The sequence below is a fragment of the Actinomadura sp. 21ATH genome (genome assembly GCF_041951345.1).
Classification (GTDB): domain Bacteria; phylum Actinomycetota; class Actinomycetes; order Streptosporangiales; family Streptosporangiaceae; genus Spirillospora.
In genome coordinates this window covers 135,653-152,965 of sequence record NZ_JBGNUR010000003.1, presented here as the reverse complement: position 1 = coordinate 152,965, position 17,313 = coordinate 135,653, and the positions used below count along the sequence as shown (strand labels likewise).

Below are 17,313 nucleotides of genomic sequence, written 5' to 3'. Positions count from 1 at the left end.
TGCCCGCATGTATCGCTTCGGTGTTACCCCGTGGGAACGCTACGGAAAGGCGGCCGCGGACAGTATCGCGGCCGTACTGCATCGAGAGGAGGCCGAGCGCTCCCGCCCGCTCGGCCGGGCCCTGGACCTCGGCTGCGGCCGCGGCCAGTTCACTCCGGAACTTGGCCGCCGGGGCTGGGAGGCGGTGGGCGTCGACTACGTGCCCGCCGCGATCGAGGCCGCCGAGCGGAAGCGGCCGGAGGGCGTCACCTACGTCGTGGGCGACGTGACGAACCTGGCCGGGGCCGGCCTGGGGACGTTCGACTTCTTCCTCGACATCGGCTGCTTCCAGGGCTTCGAGGCCGACCGGCGGCGCGGCGAGGGGAGGAGCGTGTCCGCGCTGGCCAACCCCGGCGCGACGCTGCTGATGCTGGCCTTCGGCGTCACCCGGCTGCGCGGCCGGATCGGCGGGGTCTCCCAGGCCGAGGTCGAGGACGCGTTCCCGGACTGGGAGATGCTCGACGTCCGGCCCGCGGAGACCGCCGGGCTGGGATGGCCGATGAACAGGAGCTCGCCGCAGTGGTACCGGATGCGCCTCCGGCCGGAGTGAGGCGCTCGGACCGGCGCCTGAGAACGCGCGTCACCGGGTCTCGCCGCCGGCGCGCACCGGCATCTCGCCGACGGCGACGCGCCGGTCCCGGGTGACGATGTAGCCGATGGCGTCCGCGACGTCCTCCGGCCGCAGCGCGTCCATTCCGCTGATCGGCCGGCGGGCCGCGTCCCGGGTGAATTCGCCGGGGCGGTCCGCCGGTTCGGTGGCCACGTTTCCGGGTTGCACCACGCTGACCCGGACCTGTTCATGGAGCAATTCCTGGCGGAGCGATTCCGTGAACGCGTTAAGCCCTGAATTGGTCGAACTGTAAACGCTGCTTCCCGGCCGCGCGCAGCACCCGCATGTCCGCCGCCGCGTTCTCGGCGTACTCCAGCAGCGCCGACTTCCCGACTCCCGGCGCGCCGTGCACCACCAGCACGCGGCTCTCCCCGGTACGGACGGCCGCGATCATTGCGGTTCATTGAACCGGTGCGTGTCTGAATATCCGCCTTGACCTGGAATTTGGTCCCGCGTTCCGCCGTATGGCCGGTGCCGGACGCGGCCGGGCGCGCCGCACCTCGACCTAGCTTGACATGCAAGCAGTAGCTTGCATAACGTTCCGTATGTGGGAGACGTGTTCAAGGCCCTGGCCGACTCCACGCGGCGCATCATCCTCGATGAGCTGACCGATCGGAACGGCCAGACGCTCTTCGAGATCTGCGCCCGCCTGACGTCCAGGCACGGGCTCGGCTCGTCGCGCCAGGCGATCTCGCAGCACCTCGACGTGCTGGAGAGCGCCGGGCTGGTCGAGACCAGGCGCGAGGGCCGGTACAAGTTCCACTACATCAACACCGAGCCGCTCGAACCGATCGTCGAGCGGTGGCTCCAGAGACCCGACACCTAGGCCGGGCGGCCCCGACCGGGGCGCCGCTCACCGGCGGAGAGAGAGACCGGCATGAGGATCCACCTGACGAGCGTGCTCGTCGACGACCAGGAGAAGGCGGAGCGGTTCTACACCGAGGTGCTGGGCTTCGTGAAGAAGCACGACGTCCCGGTGGGCGAGCACCGGTGGCTGACCGTCGTGTCGCCGGATGACCCCGAGGGCACCGAGCTGCTGCTCGAACCCAGCGAGCACCCGGCCGCGAAGCCGTTCAAGGACGCGCTGGTCGCCGACGGGATCCCGTTCACCTCGTTCGCCGTCGACGACGTCAAGGCCGAGTACGACCGGCTGCGCGGCCTGGGCGTGCGCTTCACCCAGGAGCCCCTGGAGGCCGGCCCGGTCATCACGGCCGTCCTGGACGACACCTGCGGCAACCTGATCCAGATCGCCGCCCAGCCCGCCTGACGCCACGAGGCGTCGACTCGTGGCGTGTTCCCCCGTCGCGCGGCCGCCGGAGGGGCGACACGCCACGAGTCAATCCTGGGCCAGCGTCCGTTCCAGGGCGCGGGCCGTGGCGTTCAGGACGGCGACCAGCGACTGGAGGCGGTGCGGGTCGTAGCGGACGCTGGGCATCGACACCGACAGCCCGGCGGTCGCGGTGCCGTCCCGGTCGCGTACGGGGACGCCGACGGCGACCAGGCCGCGCTCGGACCGCTCCTTGTTGACGGCGAAACCGTTGCGGCGCAGGCGCTTCAGCTCCGCCCGCAGCCGGCCGAGATCGGGCCGGTCGGCGGGGCGGCCGCGGTACCGCTCGGCGGCGTAGACCTCCTCCAGCTCCTCGCCGGAGAGCTCGGCGAGCAGGAGGAGGCCCGCCGTCGTGCGGTGCGCCGGGAACACCATGCCCTCCCGGGACCCGACCCGCAGCGCCTGCCGGCACTCCACGCTGGCGATGAACCGGGCGGTGTCGCCGGTGCGCACGGTCAGGTTCGCGGTCTCGTCCAGGAGATCGACGAGCCGGTGCAGGTGGGGGAGGGCCGCCGCGCGCAGCCGCGACACGAGGGACTGGGAGTGCGCGGCGAGCTCCAGTACCGGCCCGGCGCGGTAGCCGCGGTCCTCGTCCCGCACGGCGAAGTCGCGGTAGACGAGCATCGCCAGGATCCGGTGGGCGGTCGATCTGGCGACGCCCAGCCGCTCGGCGATCTCCGACACGGTCGCGCCGCCCTCCATCTGCAGGATCGTCGCCGTGCGCAGCGCGTGGTCCACGCTGGCGATGGGGTAGGGCGGCGGCGTCTTGAGCGGCTTGTCCATGCTCTGGCTCCCTTGGGTTCTGCTCTCCAGAATCTACATCTTCTCTCTAAGGGACACGGGGCAGAGTACGGGGTGTGACTCAGTCCTCCATCGCCCAAGACGCGGCCCCAGGCTCCCCGGTCCGGCTCCAGGCCGTCGCCGCGGCGGGGCAGCCCGAGGTCACCCCGGCGCTCGAACGGCTGTACCGGGGCTTCGAACGCGAGCTGCTCGTCCCGCTGTGGACCGAGATCGGCGACCTGATGCCGGCCCACCCGCGCTCGCGCGCCGTACCGCACCTGTGGCGGTGGGAGCGGCTGCGGGAGCTGGCGGCCGAGGCCGGCGACCTGGTCCCCGTCGGCCGCGGCGGGGAGCGCCGGGCCATCGCGCTGGCCAACCCCGGGCTCGGCGGCCGGCCGTTCGCCACCCCGACGCTGTGGGCGGCCATCCAGTACCTCATGCCCGGCGAGGACGCCCCGGAGCACCGGCACACCCAGCACGCCTTCCGCTTCGTCGTCGAGGGCGAGGGCGTGTGGACGGTCGTCGGCCGCGACCCGGTCGCGATGCGCCGCGGCGACTTCCTGCCGCAGGCGGGCTGGAACTGGCACGCCCACCACAACGCCACCGCGGAGCCGATGGCCTGGATCGACGGGCTGGACATCCCGTTCCAGTACGCCACCGAGGCGCAGTTCTTCGAGTTCGGCCGGGACGAGATCGGCCACGCCGAGCGGACCACCCCGGAGCGCTCGCGCGCCGAGCGCCTGTGGGGCCACCCCGGCCTGCGCCCGGTGTCGGCCGGCGCCACCGGCCCCGGCTCGCCGCTGCTCGCCTACCGCTGGGAGCACACCGACCGCGCCCTCGCCGACCAGCTCGCCCTGGAGGCCGAGGGGCACGCCGGCACCGTGGAGCCCGGCCACGCCGCCGTACGGTTCACCGACCCCGCGACCGGCGCCGACGTGCTGCCGACCATCCGGGCGGAGATGCACCGCATCGCGCGCGGCGCCGAGACCGCGCCCGTACGCGAGACGGGCTCGTCCGTCTACCAGGTCTTCGACGGCTCCGGCCGGGTCACCGTCGGCGAGGCCGGCTGGTCGGTGACCCGCGGCGACCTGTTCGTCGTCCCGTCCTGGCAGCCGCTGTCGGTCCGGTCCGAGGCCGGCGCGAGCGACTCCGACTCCGGCGCCCTGGACCTGTTCCGGTTCGGCGACGCGCCCGTCTTCGAAGCCCTGCGGCTCGCCCGCACGCACGTGGAAGGAACCACCCGATGAAGCTCGCCACCCTCCGCACCGGCGGCGCCACCCGTGCCGTACGGCTCGACGGCGACGTCCTGGTCGACCTCGGCGCCCCCGACCTGGGGGCCCTGCTCGCCGAGGAGGGCTGGGCCGCGCGGGCGGCGGCCGCCACCCCGGCGAACGCGGCGGCCCACCCGGTGGACGGCGCTGACTTCGCGCCCGTGGTGCCCGCCCCGTCCAAGGTGGTGTGCGTCGGCCTCAACTACCGCGACCACATCCGGGAGATGGGCCGGGACCTGCCCGAGCACCCCACGCTGTTCGCCAAGTTCGCCGACGCCCTGATCGGCGCGCGCGACGACATCGTCCGGCCCGCGGAGACCGACCGCTTCGACTGGGAGGTCGAGCTGGCCCTCGTCGTCGGCGCGCCCGCGCGCCGGGCCCGCGGCGCGGACGCCGAGCGGGCCATCGCGGGCTTCACCGTCCTGAACGACATCACCTGCCGGGACTGGCAGTTCCGCACCCGCGAGTGGCTCCAGGGCAAGATGTGGGACTCCACCACCCCCGTCGGACCGTACCTCGTCACCCCCGACGAGCTGCCGGGCGGCGTCCGCCCCGTGCTGGACGTGCGGCTGGCCGTGGACGGCGAGGAGATGCAGGCCGACTCGACCGGCGACCTGCTCTTCGACCCGGTCGACCTGGTCGAGTACGTCTCCACGATCGTCCGCCTGAACCCGGGCGACATCATCGCCACCGGCACCCCCGGCGGCGTCGGCCACGCCCGCAGGCCCGAGCGCTACCTCCTCGGCGGCGAGACCGTCGTCACCGAGATCGAGGGCATCGGCCGCCTGGAGAACCGGGTCGTCAAGGAAGCCGGGGCGGCCGGGGAGAACGGGAGGAACGCGTCCTGATGCGCCGCACGCTCGACGACGCCCGCCGCTGGGCCGCGCAGGGCACCGGGGTGCTGCTCGCGACCGCCGCCGGCCTCGACGCCGGCGGGTACGCCGCGCCGAGCGCCCTGCCCGGCTGGAGCAGGGCGCACGTGGCGGCGCACGTCGCCGCCAACGCCGGGGCGCTGTCCAACCTGGTGCGCTGGGCCGCCACCGGCGAGCCCACCCCGATGTACGCCTCGCCCGAGGAGCGCGCCGCCGGCATCGAACGGGGCCGCACGCTGCCCGCCGCCGAGCTGACCGCGTGGCTGCACCGCTCGGCGGAGGCGCTGGAGGCGGCGATGGCCGCGCTCGGCGAGGAGCGGTGGGCCGCGGAGGTCGTCACCGCGCAGGGCCGGACCGTACCGGCCGCCGAGGTGCCCTGGATGCGCTCCCGCGAGGTGTGGGTGCACGCCGTCGACCTCGCGAACGGCACGTCCTTCGCCGACCTGCCGCCCGGCTTCCTCACCGCCCTGTGCGACGACGCCGCCGCCAAGCGCGCCGCGTCCCCCGGCCCGGCCGTGACCCTGCGCGCGCCCGCCGCGGGCGCCTCCTGGGAACTGCCGGGCGACGGCGAGCCCGCCGTGGTCACGGGCGAGCTGCACGACATCGCCGCCTACCTGACGGGACGGGACGCCGGCCCGCTCACCGCGGCCGGCGGCGCGCCCGCCCCCGCGCTGGGCGCCTGGCTGTGACCCCTGGCCCGCACTCGAAGGAACGGATCGATGAAGCCTGAACCCGGCTCCCCCAGCTTCCCCGACCGGCCCGGCCGGCCCGACGTCATCGTGGTCGGCGGCGGCATCGGCGGCCTCGGCACCGCCTTCGCCCTGGCCCGCCAAGGGCTGCGCGTGCGCGTCCTCGAACGGGCCAGGGAGTTCGGCGAGGTGGGCGCCGGCCTGCAGCTCGCCCCCAACTGCACCCGCATCCTCGCCGAGTACGGCCTCTTGGACGAGGCGAAGTCGCTCGGCGTCCTGCCGCGGAACATGGTGATGCGCGACGCGCTCGACTCCCGCGAGCTGACCCGGCTGGACCTGGGCGACCTCGAACGCCGCTACGGCTTCCCGTACATGGTCATCCACCGCAGCGACCTGCACGGCATCTTCCTGCACGCCTGCGAGCGCGCCGGCGTCGAGCTGCTCACCGACCGGGCCGTCGCCGGCTACGAGAACACCGGGGGCGGCGCCCGCGTCCGCCTCGCGGACGGGCGGGTGGACGAGGCCCCGCTGATCGTCGCGGCGGACGGGCTCCACTCGGTGGCCCGCCGCGAGCTGGTCGGCGACGGCGTCGTCAGCTCCGACTACGTCGCGTACCGCGCGGCCGTCCCGATCGGCGAGGTGCGCGGCAACGGCGTCGCCGAGCGGGACGTCACGGTCTACGTCGGCCCCCGCTGCCACTTCGTCCAGTACGCCCTGCGCGGCGGCGACATGTTCAACCAGGTCGCCGTGTTCCAGTCGCCCAAGGCGCTGGCGGGCGAGGCCGACTGGGGCACCCCGGACGAGCTGGACGCCGCGTTCGAGGGCACCTGCGACACCGTCCGCAAGGGCATCCCGCTGATGTGGCGGGACCGCTGGTGGCAGATGCTCGACCGCGACCCCGTCGACACCTGGGTGCACGGGCGGGTCGCCCTGCTCGGCGACGCCGCGCACCCGCCGCTCCAGTACATGGCGCAGGGCGCGATCATGGCGATCGAGGACGGCTGGGTGCTCGCCCGCCACTACGCCCGGCAGGTCGCGGCCGCTCCGGCCGGGGTCGCGCCGGACTGGGACGCCGTGCTGGCCGCGTACCAGGCCGTACGGGTGGAGCACTGCCGCCGGGTGCAGGTCACCGCCCGCGCCTGGGGCGAGCTGTGGCACCTCGACGGGACGCCCCGGCTCCAGCGCAACGCGCTCCTGCGGGCGCGGGACATCGGCGACCACTCGTTCACCGACTGGGTGTACGGCCCCACCGCCCTCACACCGGACGAGCTGCCGCCCATGTTCACGCCGATCCCGCTGTCCTCGGCGGCCGTGGAAGACTCGGGGGACGTCCCGCCGCGGCAGGCGGGGAGCGACGCAGCGGAGGGGAGCCGGGGATGACCGCGACCATCGCCGCGACGGCCGACGAGGCCGTGGCGGGGATCGAGGACGGCTCGACGGTACTGGTGGGCGGGTTCGGCTTCGCCGGGATGCCGTTCGAGCTGATCGACGCGCTGATCCGGCAGGGCGCCGGCGACCTGACCGTGGTGTCCAACAACGCCGGGAACGGGGACGTGGGCCTGGCCGCGCTGCTCAAGGCGGGCCGGGTCCGCAAGATGGTCTGCTCGTTCCCCCGGCAGAGCGACTCCTACGTGTTCGACGAGCTGTACCGGTCCGGCCGGGTGGAGCTGGAGGTCGTGCCGCAGGGCACCCTCGCCGAGCGGATGCGGGCCGCCGGGGCGGGCATCGGCGCCTTCTACAGCCCGGTCGGCGCCGGCACCCCGCTGGCGGAGGGCAAGGAGACCCGGGAGATCGACGGCCGCGCGCACGTCCTGGAGTACCCGATCAAGGGGGACGTGGCGCTGGTCTCGGCGTACCGGGCGGACACCATGGGCAACCTCGTCTACCGCAAGACCGCCCGCAACTTCGGGCCCGTCATGGCGACCGCGGCCACCACGGTCGTCGTCCAGGTCGCCGAGATCGTGGCCGCCGGGGAGATCGACCCGGAGGCGGTGGTGACCCCCGGCATCTACGTCGACCGCGTCGTCCGGGTCGATGCCCGCCGGCTCACCGTGCAAGGAGCCCGCTGATGACCTCCGCGAACACCGCGCCCGGCCCCGCCGAGCACGCCGGCCGGGGCCCGCTGTCCACCGACGAGCTCGCGGCCCGCATCGCGCGCGACATCCCGCCCGGCTCGTACGTCAACCTCGGCATCGGGCAGCCGACCAGGATCGCCGAGCACCTGCCGGCGGACGCGGGGATCGTGCTGCACACCGAGAACGGCATGCTCGGCATGGGCCCGGCCGCGGCGGGCGACGAGGTGGACCCCGACCTCACCAACGCGGGGAAGGTCCCGGTCACCGAGCTGCCCGGGGCGGCGTACTTCCACCACGCCGACTCGTTCGCGATGATGCGCGGCGGCCACCTGGACGTGTGCGTCCTCGGGGCGTTCGAGGTCTCGGCCCGCGGCGACCTGGCCAACTGGCACACCGGCGACCCCGGCGCCATCCCCGCCGTGGGCGGCGCGATGGACCTCGCGATCGGGGCGCGGCGGGTGCTGGTGATGATGCGGCTGTTCACCCGCGAAGGCGCCCCCAAGCTCGTCCCCGAGTGCGCCTACCCGCTCACCGGCACCGGCTGCGTCAGCGTCGTCTACACCGACCACGGCGTCTTCGTCCCCGGCCCGGACGGCGTACGGGTCCTGGAGACGTACGGCACCACCGTCGCCGAGCTGGGGGAGCGGCTCTCCGTCGGCCTGCTCACCTGATCACTCGGAGCCGGTGCTACTTCGCGAGGCGGGGGTAGCGCATGGTGTGCGCGCCGCCGTCCACCAGGAGCAGGTCCCCGCTCATCCACCCGCTGGCCGCGGAGGCGAGGAAGAGGACCACCGGGGCGATGTCGTCCGGGGTGCCGGTGCGGCCGAGCGGGATGTTGTCCCGGTACTCCTCTTCCAGTTCGGAGCCCTTGATGCCGGCGGTGAGGGGCGTGTCGACCAGGCCCGGGGCGATCGCGTTGACCCGGATGCCGCGCGCGCCGAGGTCCATGGCGGCGACCTTGGTCAGCATCTCGACGCCGGCCTTGCTGGCGCAGTAGGCGGCGAAGCCCATCGCGGGCTGCCGGGCGTTGAGGGACGCGATGTTGATGATCGAGCCGCCGTCGGCCATGGCGCGGGCCTCGTGCTTGACCGACAGGAACACCCCGGTCAGGTTCAGGTCCAGGACCCTGCGCCATTCGGACACCGGCAGGTCGGTCACCGATCCGAACGTTCCCGAGCCGGCGGAGTTCACCGCGACGTGCAGCGGCCCGAACGCGCCGGTGGCGGCGCGGACAGCCTCCTCGACCCGCGCCTCGTCGGTCACGTCCGCGGCGAACGCCTGCGCCCGGCCGCCGAGTTCGGCCGCGTGCCCCGACACCGCCTCTTCGGAGATGTCGAGCAGCGTGACCCGCGCGCCGGCGCCGTGCAGCGCGCGGGCGCACCGCAGCCCGATCCCGGACGCCGCACCGGTGACCAGGGCGTGCCGGCCCGTCAGATCGTCGGCCATGGTTCCTCCATGCGCTACTTGAGCGGGATGTTCTCGTAGTACGGGATGACGATCTCGTCGGTCGCGTGGACGTCGCCGAGCATGGCGGTGGTCATCGGATGAACGACCTCGTTGGAGACGGCGAGGTTGACGAGGGCGGGCCGGCCCGAGTCGAGGGCGCGGCGGACGGCGGGACCGACCTCGCCCATCTCGGTGACGTGCTCGCCGTGGGCGCCGAACGCCTGCGCGACCTTCTCGTACGGGGTGGGGGCCAGCCGGCTGATGAGGTCGTTCCCCGCGCCGAGCACGGCGTCCTGGCCGTGGACCGACATGCCCCAGGTGTCGTTGGACAGCACGACGGTGACGATGGGCAGCGCGTGCCGCACCATCGTGTCGAACTCCTGGATGTGGAAGCCGACCGCGCCGTCCCCGGTGATCTGGACGACGCGGCGGCCGGGTTCGGCGCGCTGCGCGCCGATGGCCATGCCGTGCCCGATGCCCAGGTGCCCCTGGTGGCCGTGGTTGAGGAGCAGGGCGGGCTCGGTGGCGGTGATGGCCGAGCCGACCCAGCCGGCGGTCTCCCCGCCGTCGGCGATGACGACCGCGCCGGGGTCGAGGGCGGCGAGGGCGTTCCTGGTCGCGTGGTACGGGTGGAGCCGGCCGCCGACCTCGTCCGGGGCGTCGGCGTACATCAGGTCCATGAGCCGGTGCGCGTTCACGACCTTCTCCGCCCACTCGCGGCGGTCGCGCCAGGGGCGGCCCTCGTGCGCGGCGAGCAGGGCGGCCATGGTCTCGACGGGGTCGGCCTGCACCGCGACGTGGACGGGGCCGAGCCGCCCGATCTCGGCGGCGTCGGCGTCCACCTGGACGATCTTCGCGTCGGCGGGGATGACCGCCCCGGGCCGCCCGCCCGACGACAGGCCGGGGGTGAAGCCGAGGAGGAGCACCACGTCGGGGGAGCCGCCGCCCGACATCGCGAGCGCGACGAGGGAGCCGGCGCCGTGGCCGTTCAGCGGGTGCCGGGGCGGGAGGCCGCGCGAGGCGGGGCCCCCGTACAGCACGGGGAGGCCGGTGGCCTCGGCGAACTCGGCGAGCGCCGCGTCGTCCCGCGCCCAGCGCGCCCCCTCGCCCACCAGGACGACGGGACGTTCCGCGCTCTCCAGCGTCTCCAGCGCCGCGGCGAGCGCACGGCGGCCGGGCGCGGGGCGGGCGCCGATCCGCGGGGCTCCCGCCGGCCTGACGTGCGCCGGGTTCACCGGGGTGAACGCCACGTCGATCGGGAGTTCCAGCGCGACCGGCCCGGGCCGGCCGGACAGGGCGCGGCGGACGGCGAGGCCGACCAGGTCGGGGATGCGTTCAGGGGTGGTGATGCGGTGCGCCCACTTGGTGACCGGCTTGAGGGCGGCGATCTGGTCGATCCCGCCCTGGAGTTCGCGGGTCTCGACCTCGCGCAGCGGGGGTGCGGCGACGATGACCAGGAGGGGGACGTCGTCGGCGTAGGCGTGGGTGATCCCGGCGAAGCCGTTCGCGAAGCCGGGGCCGCTGGTGACGGCGGCGACGCCGAGGCCGCCGGTGACGCGGGCGTACCCGTCGGCGGCGTTGACGGCGGCGGCCTCGTGCCGGAAGTCGAGCAGCTCGATGCCCTCGTCCGCGCAGCCCTTGTAGAAGGAGTCGAGATGCCCGCCGTGGAGGGTGAACACGATGGAGGCCGTCTCGGCCAGTGTCCTCGCCAGGAGAGTGCCGCCGTTGAGATCCACGCGTCTCCTCCTCGGGATGAGACTCAGATCTCAATTGATACTTGAGTTTCAGTTTGGCGGCAAGGGTCCTACGGGACCGGCCGGACCAGTCCGGCGAGCAGCACCTCCAGCACGTCCCCGGTGGCCCGCTCCAGATCCGCCCGCTCCCCGCCGGTGATCCACTGGCCGGTGGCGGTGGCCATCCCCGTCACGACGAGCCAGGAGACGAACGACGGCTCCAGCCGGGCGTCGAGCTCCCCGGTGCGCTGGCCGCGCTCGACGATCCGCGCCACCAGCGACAGCAGCTCCGGATGCGGGGGCGCCTCCGTGGCCGCGGAGAACAGCGCGGGCCCGGCCTCGGTCAGGAAGGCGCGCAGCATCTCCCGCAGCGCCGGGCCGGTGGCGGTCCAGTGCGCCACCAGCGTGCGCTGGACGGCCCGCAGCCGCTCCACGGCGGTCGCGGATTCGTGCGCGGGCATCGCCTCGCGGGCGTCCCTGGCCAGCCGGTGGTTGAACTCCAGCAGCAGGCCCGCCTTCGCCCCGTAGATCCGGTAGAAGGACGCCCGGCCGACCTCCGCCCGCGCGCAGATCTCGTCGATCGTGATCTCCTCGTACGGCCGTTCGGCCAGCAGGTCCAGGGCCGCGGCGTAGATCTCCTCCCGGGCCCGCTGCCGCTTGCGCTGGCGCAGCGTCGGGGCCGCCGGATGCGATGAGGCCATACGGCCAGTATCGCGGTCCCCTTCACCGGGGACGCACAAGGATCTTCACATGCCTGTCAGGGGCGCGCAGCTCGGCGAACGCGCCCGCGACCCCGTCGAGCCCGACGCCCCCGGTGACGAACGCCGCCGCGTCGACCCGGCCGCCGGCCAGGAGCCCGAGCGCGTGCGCGAACTCCTCCTGCCGGTACGCGTACACGAACGTGATCGACACTTCCTTCAGGATCGCCGCCACCGGCGTGATCGTGTCGGGCTTCATGGCGACGCCGACGCCGACGATCCTGGTGTGCCGCGGGACGCCGTCGACGATCCGCTGGATCAGCCCCGGGGCGCCGACGCACTCGAACGCGACGGCGTTCCCGGCCGGCACCCCGGCCGGCAGCAGCGGTGAGGGCGGCTGCTCGACGACCCCCAGCTCCGCCCACCGCTCGTAGGGGGACGACTCGGCGGGATCCACCACGATGTCGGCGCCCAGCCGCTCGGCCAGGGCCCGGCGCGCCGGGGAGAAGTCCGCGGCGACCACCGGCCCGTGCCCCTCGGCCTTGAGGACCGCGATCACCGCGAGCCCGATCGGCCCGCACCCGACCACCAGCGCGACGTCCCCGGCGGCGGGCCGGGCCGCCCGGACGGCGTGGACGGCCACCGCGAGCGGCTCGGTCAGCGCGGCGTGGTCGTCCGGCATGCCGTCCGGCACGCGCAGCAGCAGCGACTCCTGCATCACGGCCCGCTGCGCGAACCCGCCCGGCAGCACCGGCGACAGCCCGAGCCCCTCGGGGCCCGAAGGGCCGTCCGCGTACGGGACCGACACGACCCGGTCGCCGGGACGGAACCGCCCGGAGGTCTCCGGTCCGCGTTCGAGGATCTCCGCGCAGAACTCGTGCCCCAGCACGATCCGCGGCGCCTCGTCGCCGAAGGCCGCGAACTCGTCGACCATGTGGAGGTCGGAGCCGCAGATCCCCGCGGAGAGCGGCGCGACCAGCACCTGCCCCGGTCCCGCGGCGGGCTCCGGCACCTCCCCGACCCGCACCCCCGAGGCCGTGGTGTAAGCGGCGAGCATCCGACCTCCCGGACCGATACCGAAGTATCGATCGATACTAAAGTCCCGGATGGGCGCGGGCCAGCGGCCGGATCAGTCCTCCGGAAGGACCGAGCAGTCGTCGTCACTGGCGGACGAGTCGGTGTTCGCGGGCTCCCACCTCAGCGAATTCGCCGGCACGGTGACGAAGGCATAGGTCTCGCCGTTCTCAAGGCAGTTGTCGTGGTCCTTGCCGACCGCGGTACCGCCCAGGTCGTTGACGACGAATCCGCGCTTGGCGTCCAATGTCACGCGGACCGTGAAGCCGCCGACACGGCGGGTGCGGAACGGCGCGTTCGCGGGCACGACCCACATCCCCGAGGGCTTCTGCTCCACCATGGCCCGGTCGCCGGCGTCGGCGTCCTCGTCCCAGCCGTCGATGTAGACCGTCGTGTCCGGCTGGATCTGCCTGAGGGCCGTGTTCTCCGTCGAGCACGAGGCGGTGAGCCCGAGAACCGGCAGCAGTACGACCGCGGACACCATTTTCCAGCGCATTCTCGCCCTCCCGTAAGAGCGGCCGCCGGCCGGGCGCGAGAACCCGGCCGATGGGGCGGCCGAATGGTGTGACGGCCGGCGGGCGAATCTGGTTCGGTCTCAAGCGAGGGCGCTCAACCGAGGGCGCTCAGCGCCAGCATGGCCTCGCGCTCGATGCGGGCCAGGTCGTGCAGGACGGCGCCCGCCCGCACCAGGTGCCGCGCGTCGGCCGACTCGCCGGCCTTCGCGATCAGCGCCGCGACCTCCGTCCACAGGACGGCGGCCTCCGCGTACAGCCGGTGCCCGGTGCGCAGCGGGCCGCCGCCGACCAGTTCGGCGCATTCGGCGAGGAAGTCGCGGTAGAGGTTGCGGAACAGGGCGCCGCCCGTGCCCGCCTTCTCCATCAGCAGGGCGGCCTGCGGCAGGTCCCGTTCCGGATCCCCGGCCCGCTGGAGCCACCCGGGGACGAGCGTGCCGGCCTTCGCGATGCCGCGGTGCCCGAGGTTGGCGATGGGCGGGTCGAGGAAGGCCCCGGCGCAGGCGGTGATCGCGGGAACGAGCCGTTCCCGCGGGTCGGGCGGGACCGGCGGCGCCGCGAGCGTGAACGAGCGGTGCCTGGCGGTCATCGGGCCGCGTTCGGCCCTGGCCCTGGCGAGGCCGGCCAGGCTCGTGGACACCGCCCCGCCCTGCTGGGCGGTGTCCACGAGGAAGGCGTCGCGGTCGTCGTAGCCGTACATGGCGACGACATGACCGCCGAAGTGCGCCTTCGACCCGAAGTAGTCCAGGTGGTGGCTGTCGAGCTGGAGCCCGACGGGCCGGCCGGCGTCGATGGCGGCCGCCACGTTCTCCCAGCCCCGGCGGGGCGAGGCGGTCTCCCGGACCTGGAGCTCCAGCCCGAGCGCGGCGGCCAGGTTCCTGGTGAGCTCGAACGGCCTGACCCGCCCGCCGAGGAAGGGGAAGTCCATGTTCCTGGCGTCCCAGTAGACGAACGACAGGCCGGAGCCGAGGCCGAAGAGCATGGGCTCGGACAGGTCGAGCCCCTCGTGCCGCAGCAGCACGCCCAGCGCCGTCGTCTCGCAGTGCAGCCCGCCGCGGGCGTCGATGTCCGTCACCGTGGTCATGCCACCATGCTGGACCCTCCCACGGTGGGAGGGTCCAGGCGCGGTCCGGTGGCCCGGGCGGGCTACTCCGCGTACGGCTGGTCCTCGCCCTGGTCGCTGTAGGCGAGGCTCCAGATGTAGCCGTCCGGGTCGGCGAAGGTGGCGCCGTACCCGCCCCACGGCAGGGCGGCGGGCGGCTTGAGAACGGTGGCGCCGGCCTTCTCGGCCTCGCCGATGATCTCGTCGACCCGCGCCTCGGAACGGACGACGTAGGTGAGGACCAGCCCGCTGAAGCCGCTGCCCTCCGGGCTCGTCCCCACCTGGTCGGCCAGGCCCTCGCGGCCGTAGAAGCCGACGGGGGAGGCCCCGTCCGACTCGAAGAACACCGAGATGCCCCAGTCGTTCTTGATCTTCCAGCCGAGCCCCTCCGTGTAGAACCGCTTCGCGCGGTCCATGTCCTCGACGGCGAGCAGGATCGAGCTGACGTGCGCCTTCATGCCGGGTCTCCCTGGTTCGAGGTGTGCGCGCCGCGAGCGGCGGCGTCCATGGGAAGACGCTATGTACGGACCGGGGGCCGGCGCTTCTCGAAACCTGACCGATGCTGCACGCGCGGGAGCGCGCCCTTCCCGCGCCCTACCCGCCGTTCTTCCGGCGCACCATCTCGGCGATCCAGACGGGCGCGAACGGGGACGTGCAGCCCGGGGAGGTCGGGTAGTCCTTGAGCACCTCCAGGCGCTCGCCGATCGCGACGGCGCGGGCGCGGTGCTCGGGATGGTCGATCCCGATCTGGGCGAGGCAGTGGTTCATCGCCCACTGGAGCCGGTCGGGGGCGTCCTTCATCCGCGCCTCGATGACGTCGAGCAGCCCGGCGAGGTCGAGCCCCTCGGGCTTCTTCGCCACGCGTTCGGTGGTCAGGGCCCAGCCGGCGCTCGCGACCACCGGGTCCGGGTCGGCGGACCAGGCCAGGCGCAGCTCCTCGGCGTGCGGGCCCTTCTTCACCACGTAGTTCACGAGCCAGTCGTGCACCTTGGGGGCGCGCGCCTCGCGCAGCATGGCGTCCAGCTCGGCGCGCTCGAACGCCTTGGGGCGGCAGATCAGCAGCGCCAGCAGCCGGGCGGCGGTGTCGCCGGTCGCCCAGAGCCGGCGCGCCAGCTCCTGCTGCGTCTTCAGCCGCTTCGCGATCGCGCGAAGCCTGCCGAGGTTCACACCGTGATCGTCACCGTGCCGCTCGTTCACCGCGCGGGCCTTCGGGTCGTCGAGGGCGGCCAGCTCGGCCATCACCTCGGCCACGGCCGTCTCGGTCACCGTCGTCCCAGCCGTCCCAGCCATCCCGGCCTCCCGTCCGTCGCGTGCGGGGTCTCAGCCTACGTTCAGGCTACGACCGGAGACCGTCTCGCGACGCAGCGCGGGGGCCAGCCAGCGGTGCAGGAGGGCCCGCAGCCGCGCCTCCTCGCGCGGCGGCTCGCTCGGGTGCTGGAGGAACGACGACAGCAGCCGCATGATGATCTCGGCGAGCCCGTTGAGGTCGTCCTCGCCGACGCCGGCGGCGTCCCAGTCGACGGGGAACCGCCGCAGCATCCGGGCGCCGTAGGCGATGGCGTCCGCGGTGGTGGCCCCGCGGCCGAACGCGGTGGAGTCGCCGAGCTGGAGCAGCAGGCTCAGATGCGGCTCGGTCGGGATGGCGCGCACGCAGAAGAGCATGCCCTCGACGACGGCCTCGGCCGGATCCTCGATCCCCTGGAGGTGGGCGACCAGCCGGTCGACGAACGACTCCGCCCCCTGGGCCGCGACCTCGCCGATGATGTCGCTGATCCGGGCGAAGTGCCGGTAGACGGTCTGGCGGGTGACGCCCAGCTCGGCGGCCACGTCGGAGAGGGTCGTCTTGGCGACGCCGTGCCGGTCGACGCAGCGGGCGGTCGCGTCGATGATGCGCTGGCGCGCCTCGGCATCCGATGCGGGAGGCCGTCCTCCCCAGCCGTGGCGCGCCATCGCCCTAGGATCTCACAGGCTCCGGGGCCGCCCGTGCCGCGGTCGCGCGGATCGCGGCGGCGAGGAGCCCGGCCGCGGCGGCGGCGCAGAGCGCGGCGTACCACAGGCTGCCGACCGGGGTGCCCTGCTCGGTGACGCCGCCGGTCGCCGCGAAGTACGCGGGCAGCGCCCCCAGCCACAGGATGACGTGGACGCCGAGGTAGGCGGCCGGGTAGACGCGCACGAACAGCGGCGACGCCATCGGCTCCACCGCGCCGGCCCGCCGCGCGCGCCAGGCGTCCGCGAGCAGGTAGAGGCCGGCGAGCCAGACGGCGAGGAGCTCGGCGCCCAGGATGGCCCGCTGGATCCCGAGCTGGCCCTCTCCGCGGAACGCGCCGCTGGGGGCGCTCACGATGATCATGGCCAGCGGGGTCGCGGCGCCGGCGACGGCGGTCCGCCAGGCGATCCCCGGGCCGGTGAGCGCGCCGCCGCCGTCCCGGCCGGCCAGGCGCACGACGAGGTACGTCATCGCGCCGAACGAGACCGAGGCGAACAGCAGCATGCTGTTCATCGGCACCGACGCGAGGGCGGGCTGGTTGATCATCTCGTTGCCGGGGTTCCACGCCCACCACTTCAGCTGGGGCCCGAGATGGTCGAAGATCTCGTAGAAGACCTGGCAGGCGAACGCGACCGCCACCGAGCCGAGCAGCGGCCCGCGCCGCGCGAAGACGCCCAGGGCCCGGACCAGCTCGTACGCGAGCTGCGACAGCGCGGGGTAGAAGGCCACGATGTAGAGCGGGAGCCGGTCGTACATGAACTGCACGGTGAACACGTTGTGGGAGAAGATGAACCCGACGTGCTCCTCCAGGCCGAACCAGCCCGGGAAGTACAGCGGCGGCTCGATCACGGCCAGGTAGACGACCGAGGCGAACCACAGCGAGATGTTGACCGGGTCGCCGTCGCGCCGCCACCGGCGCCACGCGTGGACGAGCGCGAACACCGCGCCGCCGACGATGAGCAGTTCGAGGACCGGCATGGTGCCGTTCTCCAGCCCGAACGGGCTGCGGAGGTCCATCACGGGTTCGGCGTCCCGGCAGGAGAAGCCCAGTCCTTCGGCGAGCCGCTCGGCCGCCGCTTCGCAGGTGTGGTCCATCGC

General features: G+C 73.9%; 21 protein-coding genes and 1 pseudogene. 9 read left to right on the top strand and 13 right to left on the bottom strand.

What is annotated here, in order from left to right; all coding sequences use genetic code 11:
- The first annotated feature begins 7 nt into the window (after positions 1-7).
- Positions 8-589, top strand: a complete 582-nt coding sequence (locus ACA361_RS13045) for a class I SAM-dependent methyltransferase (RefSeq protein WP_375012170.1) — start codon at positions 8-10, stop codon at positions 587-589.
- A 30-nt stretch (positions 590-619) separates the two neighbouring features.
- Here ACA361_RS13045 and ACA361_RS13040 read toward each other — a convergent pair.
- Positions 620-862 (bottom strand): annotated as a pseudogene (locus tag ACA361_RS13040) (oxidoreductase); the annotation flags it as partial.
- Positions 863-875: 13 nt separating this feature from the next.
- Positions 876-1,043 (bottom strand): AAA family ATPase, encoded by a 168-nt coding sequence (locus ACA361_RS13035; protein WP_375012169.1) that lies wholly within the window; start codon positions 1,041-1,043, stop codon positions 876-878.
- Between the two features lie 153 nt (positions 1,044-1,196).
- Here ACA361_RS13035 and ACA361_RS13030 point away from each other — a divergent pair, with 153 nt between their 5' ends.
- Together ACA361_RS13030 and ACA361_RS13025 are read left to right on the top strand one after the other, a co-directional pair.
- The gene (locus tag ACA361_RS13030) at positions 1,197-1,475 is read left to right on the top strand and encodes an ArsR/SmtB family transcription factor (RefSeq protein ID WP_375012168.1); all 279 of its coding nucleotides are present in this window, start codon (positions 1,197-1,199) and stop codon (positions 1,473-1,475) included.
- A gap of 51 nt (positions 1,476-1,526) precedes the next feature.
- Complete coding sequence (locus tag ACA361_RS13025) at positions 1,527-1,916, top strand: VOC family protein (protein ID WP_375012167.1); 390 nt, start codon at positions 1,527-1,529, stop codon at positions 1,914-1,916.
- A 69-nt stretch (positions 1,917-1,985) separates the two neighbouring features.
- Here the strand turns inward: ACA361_RS13025 and ACA361_RS13020 are convergent, their stop codons facing one another.
- Positions 1,986-2,759: an IclR family transcriptional regulator gene (locus ACA361_RS13020; protein WP_375012166.1), complete on the bottom strand. Its 774-nt coding sequence runs from the start codon at positions 2,757-2,759 to the stop codon at positions 1,986-1,988.
- A gap of 74 nt (positions 2,760-2,833) precedes the next feature.
- On the opposite strand from ACA361_RS13020, the gene ACA361_RS13015 reads away from it, so the two are divergent.
- From ACA361_RS13015 to ACA361_RS12990, 6 genes are read left to right on the top strand one after another with little or no spacing between them, the layout of a single operon-like run.
- Positions 2,834-4,003: a cupin domain-containing protein gene (locus tag ACA361_RS13015; RefSeq protein ID WP_375012165.1), complete on the top strand. Its 1,170-nt coding sequence runs from the start codon at positions 2,834-2,836 to the stop codon at positions 4,001-4,003.
- Positions 4,000-4,875, top strand: a complete 876-nt coding sequence (locus tag ACA361_RS13010) for a fumarylacetoacetate hydrolase family protein (protein WP_375012164.1) — start codon at positions 4,000-4,002, stop codon at positions 4,873-4,875. Before ACA361_RS13015 ends, ACA361_RS13010 begins: the two co-directional genes overlap by 4 nt.
- Positions 4,875-5,588: a maleylpyruvate isomerase family mycothiol-dependent enzyme gene (locus ACA361_RS13005; protein WP_375012163.1), complete on the top strand. Its 714-nt coding sequence runs from the start codon at positions 4,875-4,877 to the stop codon at positions 5,586-5,588. Before ACA361_RS13010 ends, ACA361_RS13005 begins: the two co-directional genes overlap by 1 nt.
- Positions 5,589-5,618: 30 nt before the next feature.
- Positions 5,619-6,968 carry an FAD-dependent oxidoreductase gene (locus tag ACA361_RS13000; protein ID WP_375012162.1) on the top strand — a complete coding sequence of 450 codons (1,350 nt, stop codon included), beginning with the start codon at positions 5,619-5,621 and terminating at the stop codon, positions 6,966-6,968.
- The gene (locus ACA361_RS12995; RefSeq protein ID WP_375012161.1) at positions 6,965-7,657 is read left to right on the top strand and encodes a 3-oxoacid CoA-transferase subunit A; all 693 of its coding nucleotides are present in this window, start codon (positions 6,965-6,967) and stop codon (positions 7,655-7,657) included. The genes ACA361_RS13000 and ACA361_RS12995 overlap by 4 nt, the downstream gene beginning before the upstream one ends.
- The gene (locus ACA361_RS12990) at positions 7,657-8,334 is read left to right on the top strand and encodes a 3-oxoacid CoA-transferase subunit B (RefSeq protein ID WP_375012160.1); all 678 of its coding nucleotides are present in this window, start codon (positions 7,657-7,659) and stop codon (positions 8,332-8,334) included. The genes ACA361_RS12995 and ACA361_RS12990 overlap by 1 nt, the downstream gene beginning before the upstream one ends.
- A 16-nt stretch (positions 8,335-8,350) precedes the next feature.
- On the opposite strand, the gene ACA361_RS12985 is transcribed toward ACA361_RS12990, so the two are convergent.
- The 10 genes from ACA361_RS12985 to ACA361_RS12940 all read right to left on the bottom strand — a co-directional run bounded on the left by ACA361_RS12985 (position 8,351) and on the right by ACA361_RS12940 (position 17,310).
- Positions 8,351-9,109, bottom strand: coding sequence for an SDR family NAD(P)-dependent oxidoreductase (locus ACA361_RS12985; RefSeq protein WP_375012159.1), 759 nt, complete (start codon positions 9,107-9,109; stop codon positions 8,351-8,353).
- Between the two features lie 14 nt (positions 9,110-9,123).
- Positions 9,124-10,845 carry a thiamine pyrophosphate-binding protein gene (locus ACA361_RS12980; protein ID WP_375012158.1) on the bottom strand — a complete coding sequence of 574 codons (1,722 nt, stop codon included), beginning with the start codon at positions 10,843-10,845 and terminating at the stop codon, positions 9,124-9,126.
- A gap of 68 nt (positions 10,846-10,913) precedes the next feature.
- On the bottom strand, positions 10,914-11,543 hold the full coding sequence (locus ACA361_RS12975; protein WP_375012157.1) for a TetR/AcrR family transcriptional regulator: 630 nt from the start codon (positions 11,541-11,543) through the stop codon (positions 10,914-10,916).
- A 22-nt stretch (positions 11,544-11,565) separates the two neighbouring features.
- Positions 11,566-12,597: a zinc-binding dehydrogenase gene (locus ACA361_RS12970; protein ID WP_375012156.1), complete on the bottom strand. Its 1,032-nt coding sequence runs from the start codon at positions 12,595-12,597 to the stop codon at positions 11,566-11,568.
- Between the two features lie 72 nt (positions 12,598-12,669).
- Complete coding sequence (locus tag ACA361_RS12965; RefSeq protein WP_375012155.1) at positions 12,670-13,110, bottom strand: hypothetical protein; 441 nt, start codon at positions 13,108-13,110, stop codon at positions 12,670-12,672.
- Positions 13,111-13,223: 113 nt separating this feature from the next.
- Complete coding sequence (locus ACA361_RS12960; RefSeq protein WP_375012154.1) at positions 13,224-14,210, bottom strand: BtrH N-terminal domain-containing protein; 987 nt, start codon at positions 14,208-14,210, stop codon at positions 13,224-13,226.
- Between the two features lie 62 nt (positions 14,211-14,272).
- The gene (locus tag ACA361_RS12955; protein ID WP_375012153.1) at positions 14,273-14,686 is read right to left on the bottom strand and encodes a VOC family protein; all 414 of its coding nucleotides are present in this window, start codon (positions 14,684-14,686) and stop codon (positions 14,273-14,275) included.
- A gap of 136 nt (positions 14,687-14,822) precedes the next feature.
- The gene (locus ACA361_RS12950; protein ID WP_375012152.1) at positions 14,823-15,518 is read right to left on the bottom strand and encodes a DNA alkylation repair protein; all 696 of its coding nucleotides are present in this window, start codon (positions 15,516-15,518) and stop codon (positions 14,823-14,825) included.
- 30 nt (positions 15,519-15,548) lie between these two features.
- A complete protein-coding gene (locus tag ACA361_RS12945; RefSeq protein ID WP_375012151.1) occupies positions 15,549-16,178 on the bottom strand; it encodes a TetR/AcrR family transcriptional regulator in 630 nt (209 codons plus the stop codon).
- A gap of 4 nt (positions 16,179-16,182) precedes the next feature.
- Entirely contained in the window at positions 16,183-17,310 is a 1,128-nt protein-coding gene (locus ACA361_RS12940) for a hypothetical protein (protein ID WP_375012150.1), read from the bottom strand.
- Positions 17,311-17,313: the final 3 nt, after the last annotated feature.

Bases quoted from the DNA above. Each gene is read 5' to 3' on its own strand.
- ACA361_RS13045 (WP_375012170.1), top strand. From the start codon at position 8: ATGTATCGCTTCGGTGTTACCCCGTGGGAACGCTACGGAAAGGCGGCC.
- ACA361_RS13005 (WP_375012163.1), top strand. From the start codon at position 4,875: ATGCGCCGCACGCTCGACGACGCCCGCCGCTGGGCCGCGCAGGGCACC.
- ACA361_RS12970 (WP_375012156.1), bottom strand. From the start codon at position 12,597: ATGCTCGCCGCTTACACCACGGCCTCGGGGGTGCGGGTCGGGGAGGTG.
- ACA361_RS13025 (WP_375012167.1), top strand. From the start codon at position 1,527: ATGAGGATCCACCTGACGAGCGTGCTCGTCGACGACCAGGAGAAGGCG.
- ACA361_RS12950 (WP_375012152.1), bottom strand. From the start codon at position 15,518: ATGGCTGGGACGGCTGGGACGACGGTGACCGAGACGGCCGTGGCCGAG.
- ACA361_RS13000 (WP_375012162.1), top strand. From the start codon at position 5,619: ATGAAGCCTGAACCCGGCTCCCCCAGCTTCCCCGACCGGCCCGGCCGG.
- ACA361_RS12995 (WP_375012161.1), top strand. From the start codon at position 6,965: ATGACCGCGACCATCGCCGCGACGGCCGACGAGGCCGTGGCGGGGATC.
- ACA361_RS12965 (WP_375012155.1), bottom strand. From the start codon at position 13,110: ATGCGCTGGAAAATGGTGTCCGCGGTCGTACTGCTGCCGGTTCTCGGG.
- ACA361_RS13020 (WP_375012166.1), bottom strand. From the start codon at position 2,759: ATGGACAAGCCGCTCAAGACGCCGCCGCCCTACCCCATCGCCAGCGTG.
- ACA361_RS12945 (WP_375012151.1), bottom strand. From the start codon at position 16,178: ATGGCGCGCCACGGCTGGGGAGGACGGCCTCCCGCATCGGATGCCGAG.
- ACA361_RS12940 (WP_375012150.1), bottom strand. From the start codon at position 17,310: ATGGACCACACCTGCGAAGCGGCGGCCGAGCGGCTCGCCGAAGGACTG.
- ACA361_RS13035 (WP_375012169.1), bottom strand. From the start codon at position 1,043: ATGATCGCGGCCGTCCGTACCGGGGAGAGCCGCGTGCTGGTGGTGCAC.
- ACA361_RS12955 (WP_375012153.1), bottom strand. From the start codon at position 14,686: ATGAAGGCGCACGTCAGCTCGATCCTGCTCGCCGTCGAGGACATGGAC.
- ACA361_RS12975 (WP_375012157.1), bottom strand. From the start codon at position 11,543: ATGGCCTCATCGCATCCGGCGGCCCCGACGCTGCGCCAGCGCAAGCGG.
- ACA361_RS12990 (WP_375012160.1), top strand. From the start codon at position 7,657: ATGACCTCCGCGAACACCGCGCCCGGCCCCGCCGAGCACGCCGGCCGG.
- ACA361_RS13010 (WP_375012164.1), top strand. From the start codon at position 4,000: ATGAAGCTCGCCACCCTCCGCACCGGCGGCGCCACCCGTGCCGTACGG.
- ACA361_RS12985 (WP_375012159.1), bottom strand. From the start codon at position 9,109: ATGGCCGACGATCTGACGGGCCGGCACGCCCTGGTCACCGGTGCGGCG.
- ACA361_RS12960 (WP_375012154.1), bottom strand. From the start codon at position 14,210: ATGACCACGGTGACGGACATCGACGCCCGCGGCGGGCTGCACTGCGAG.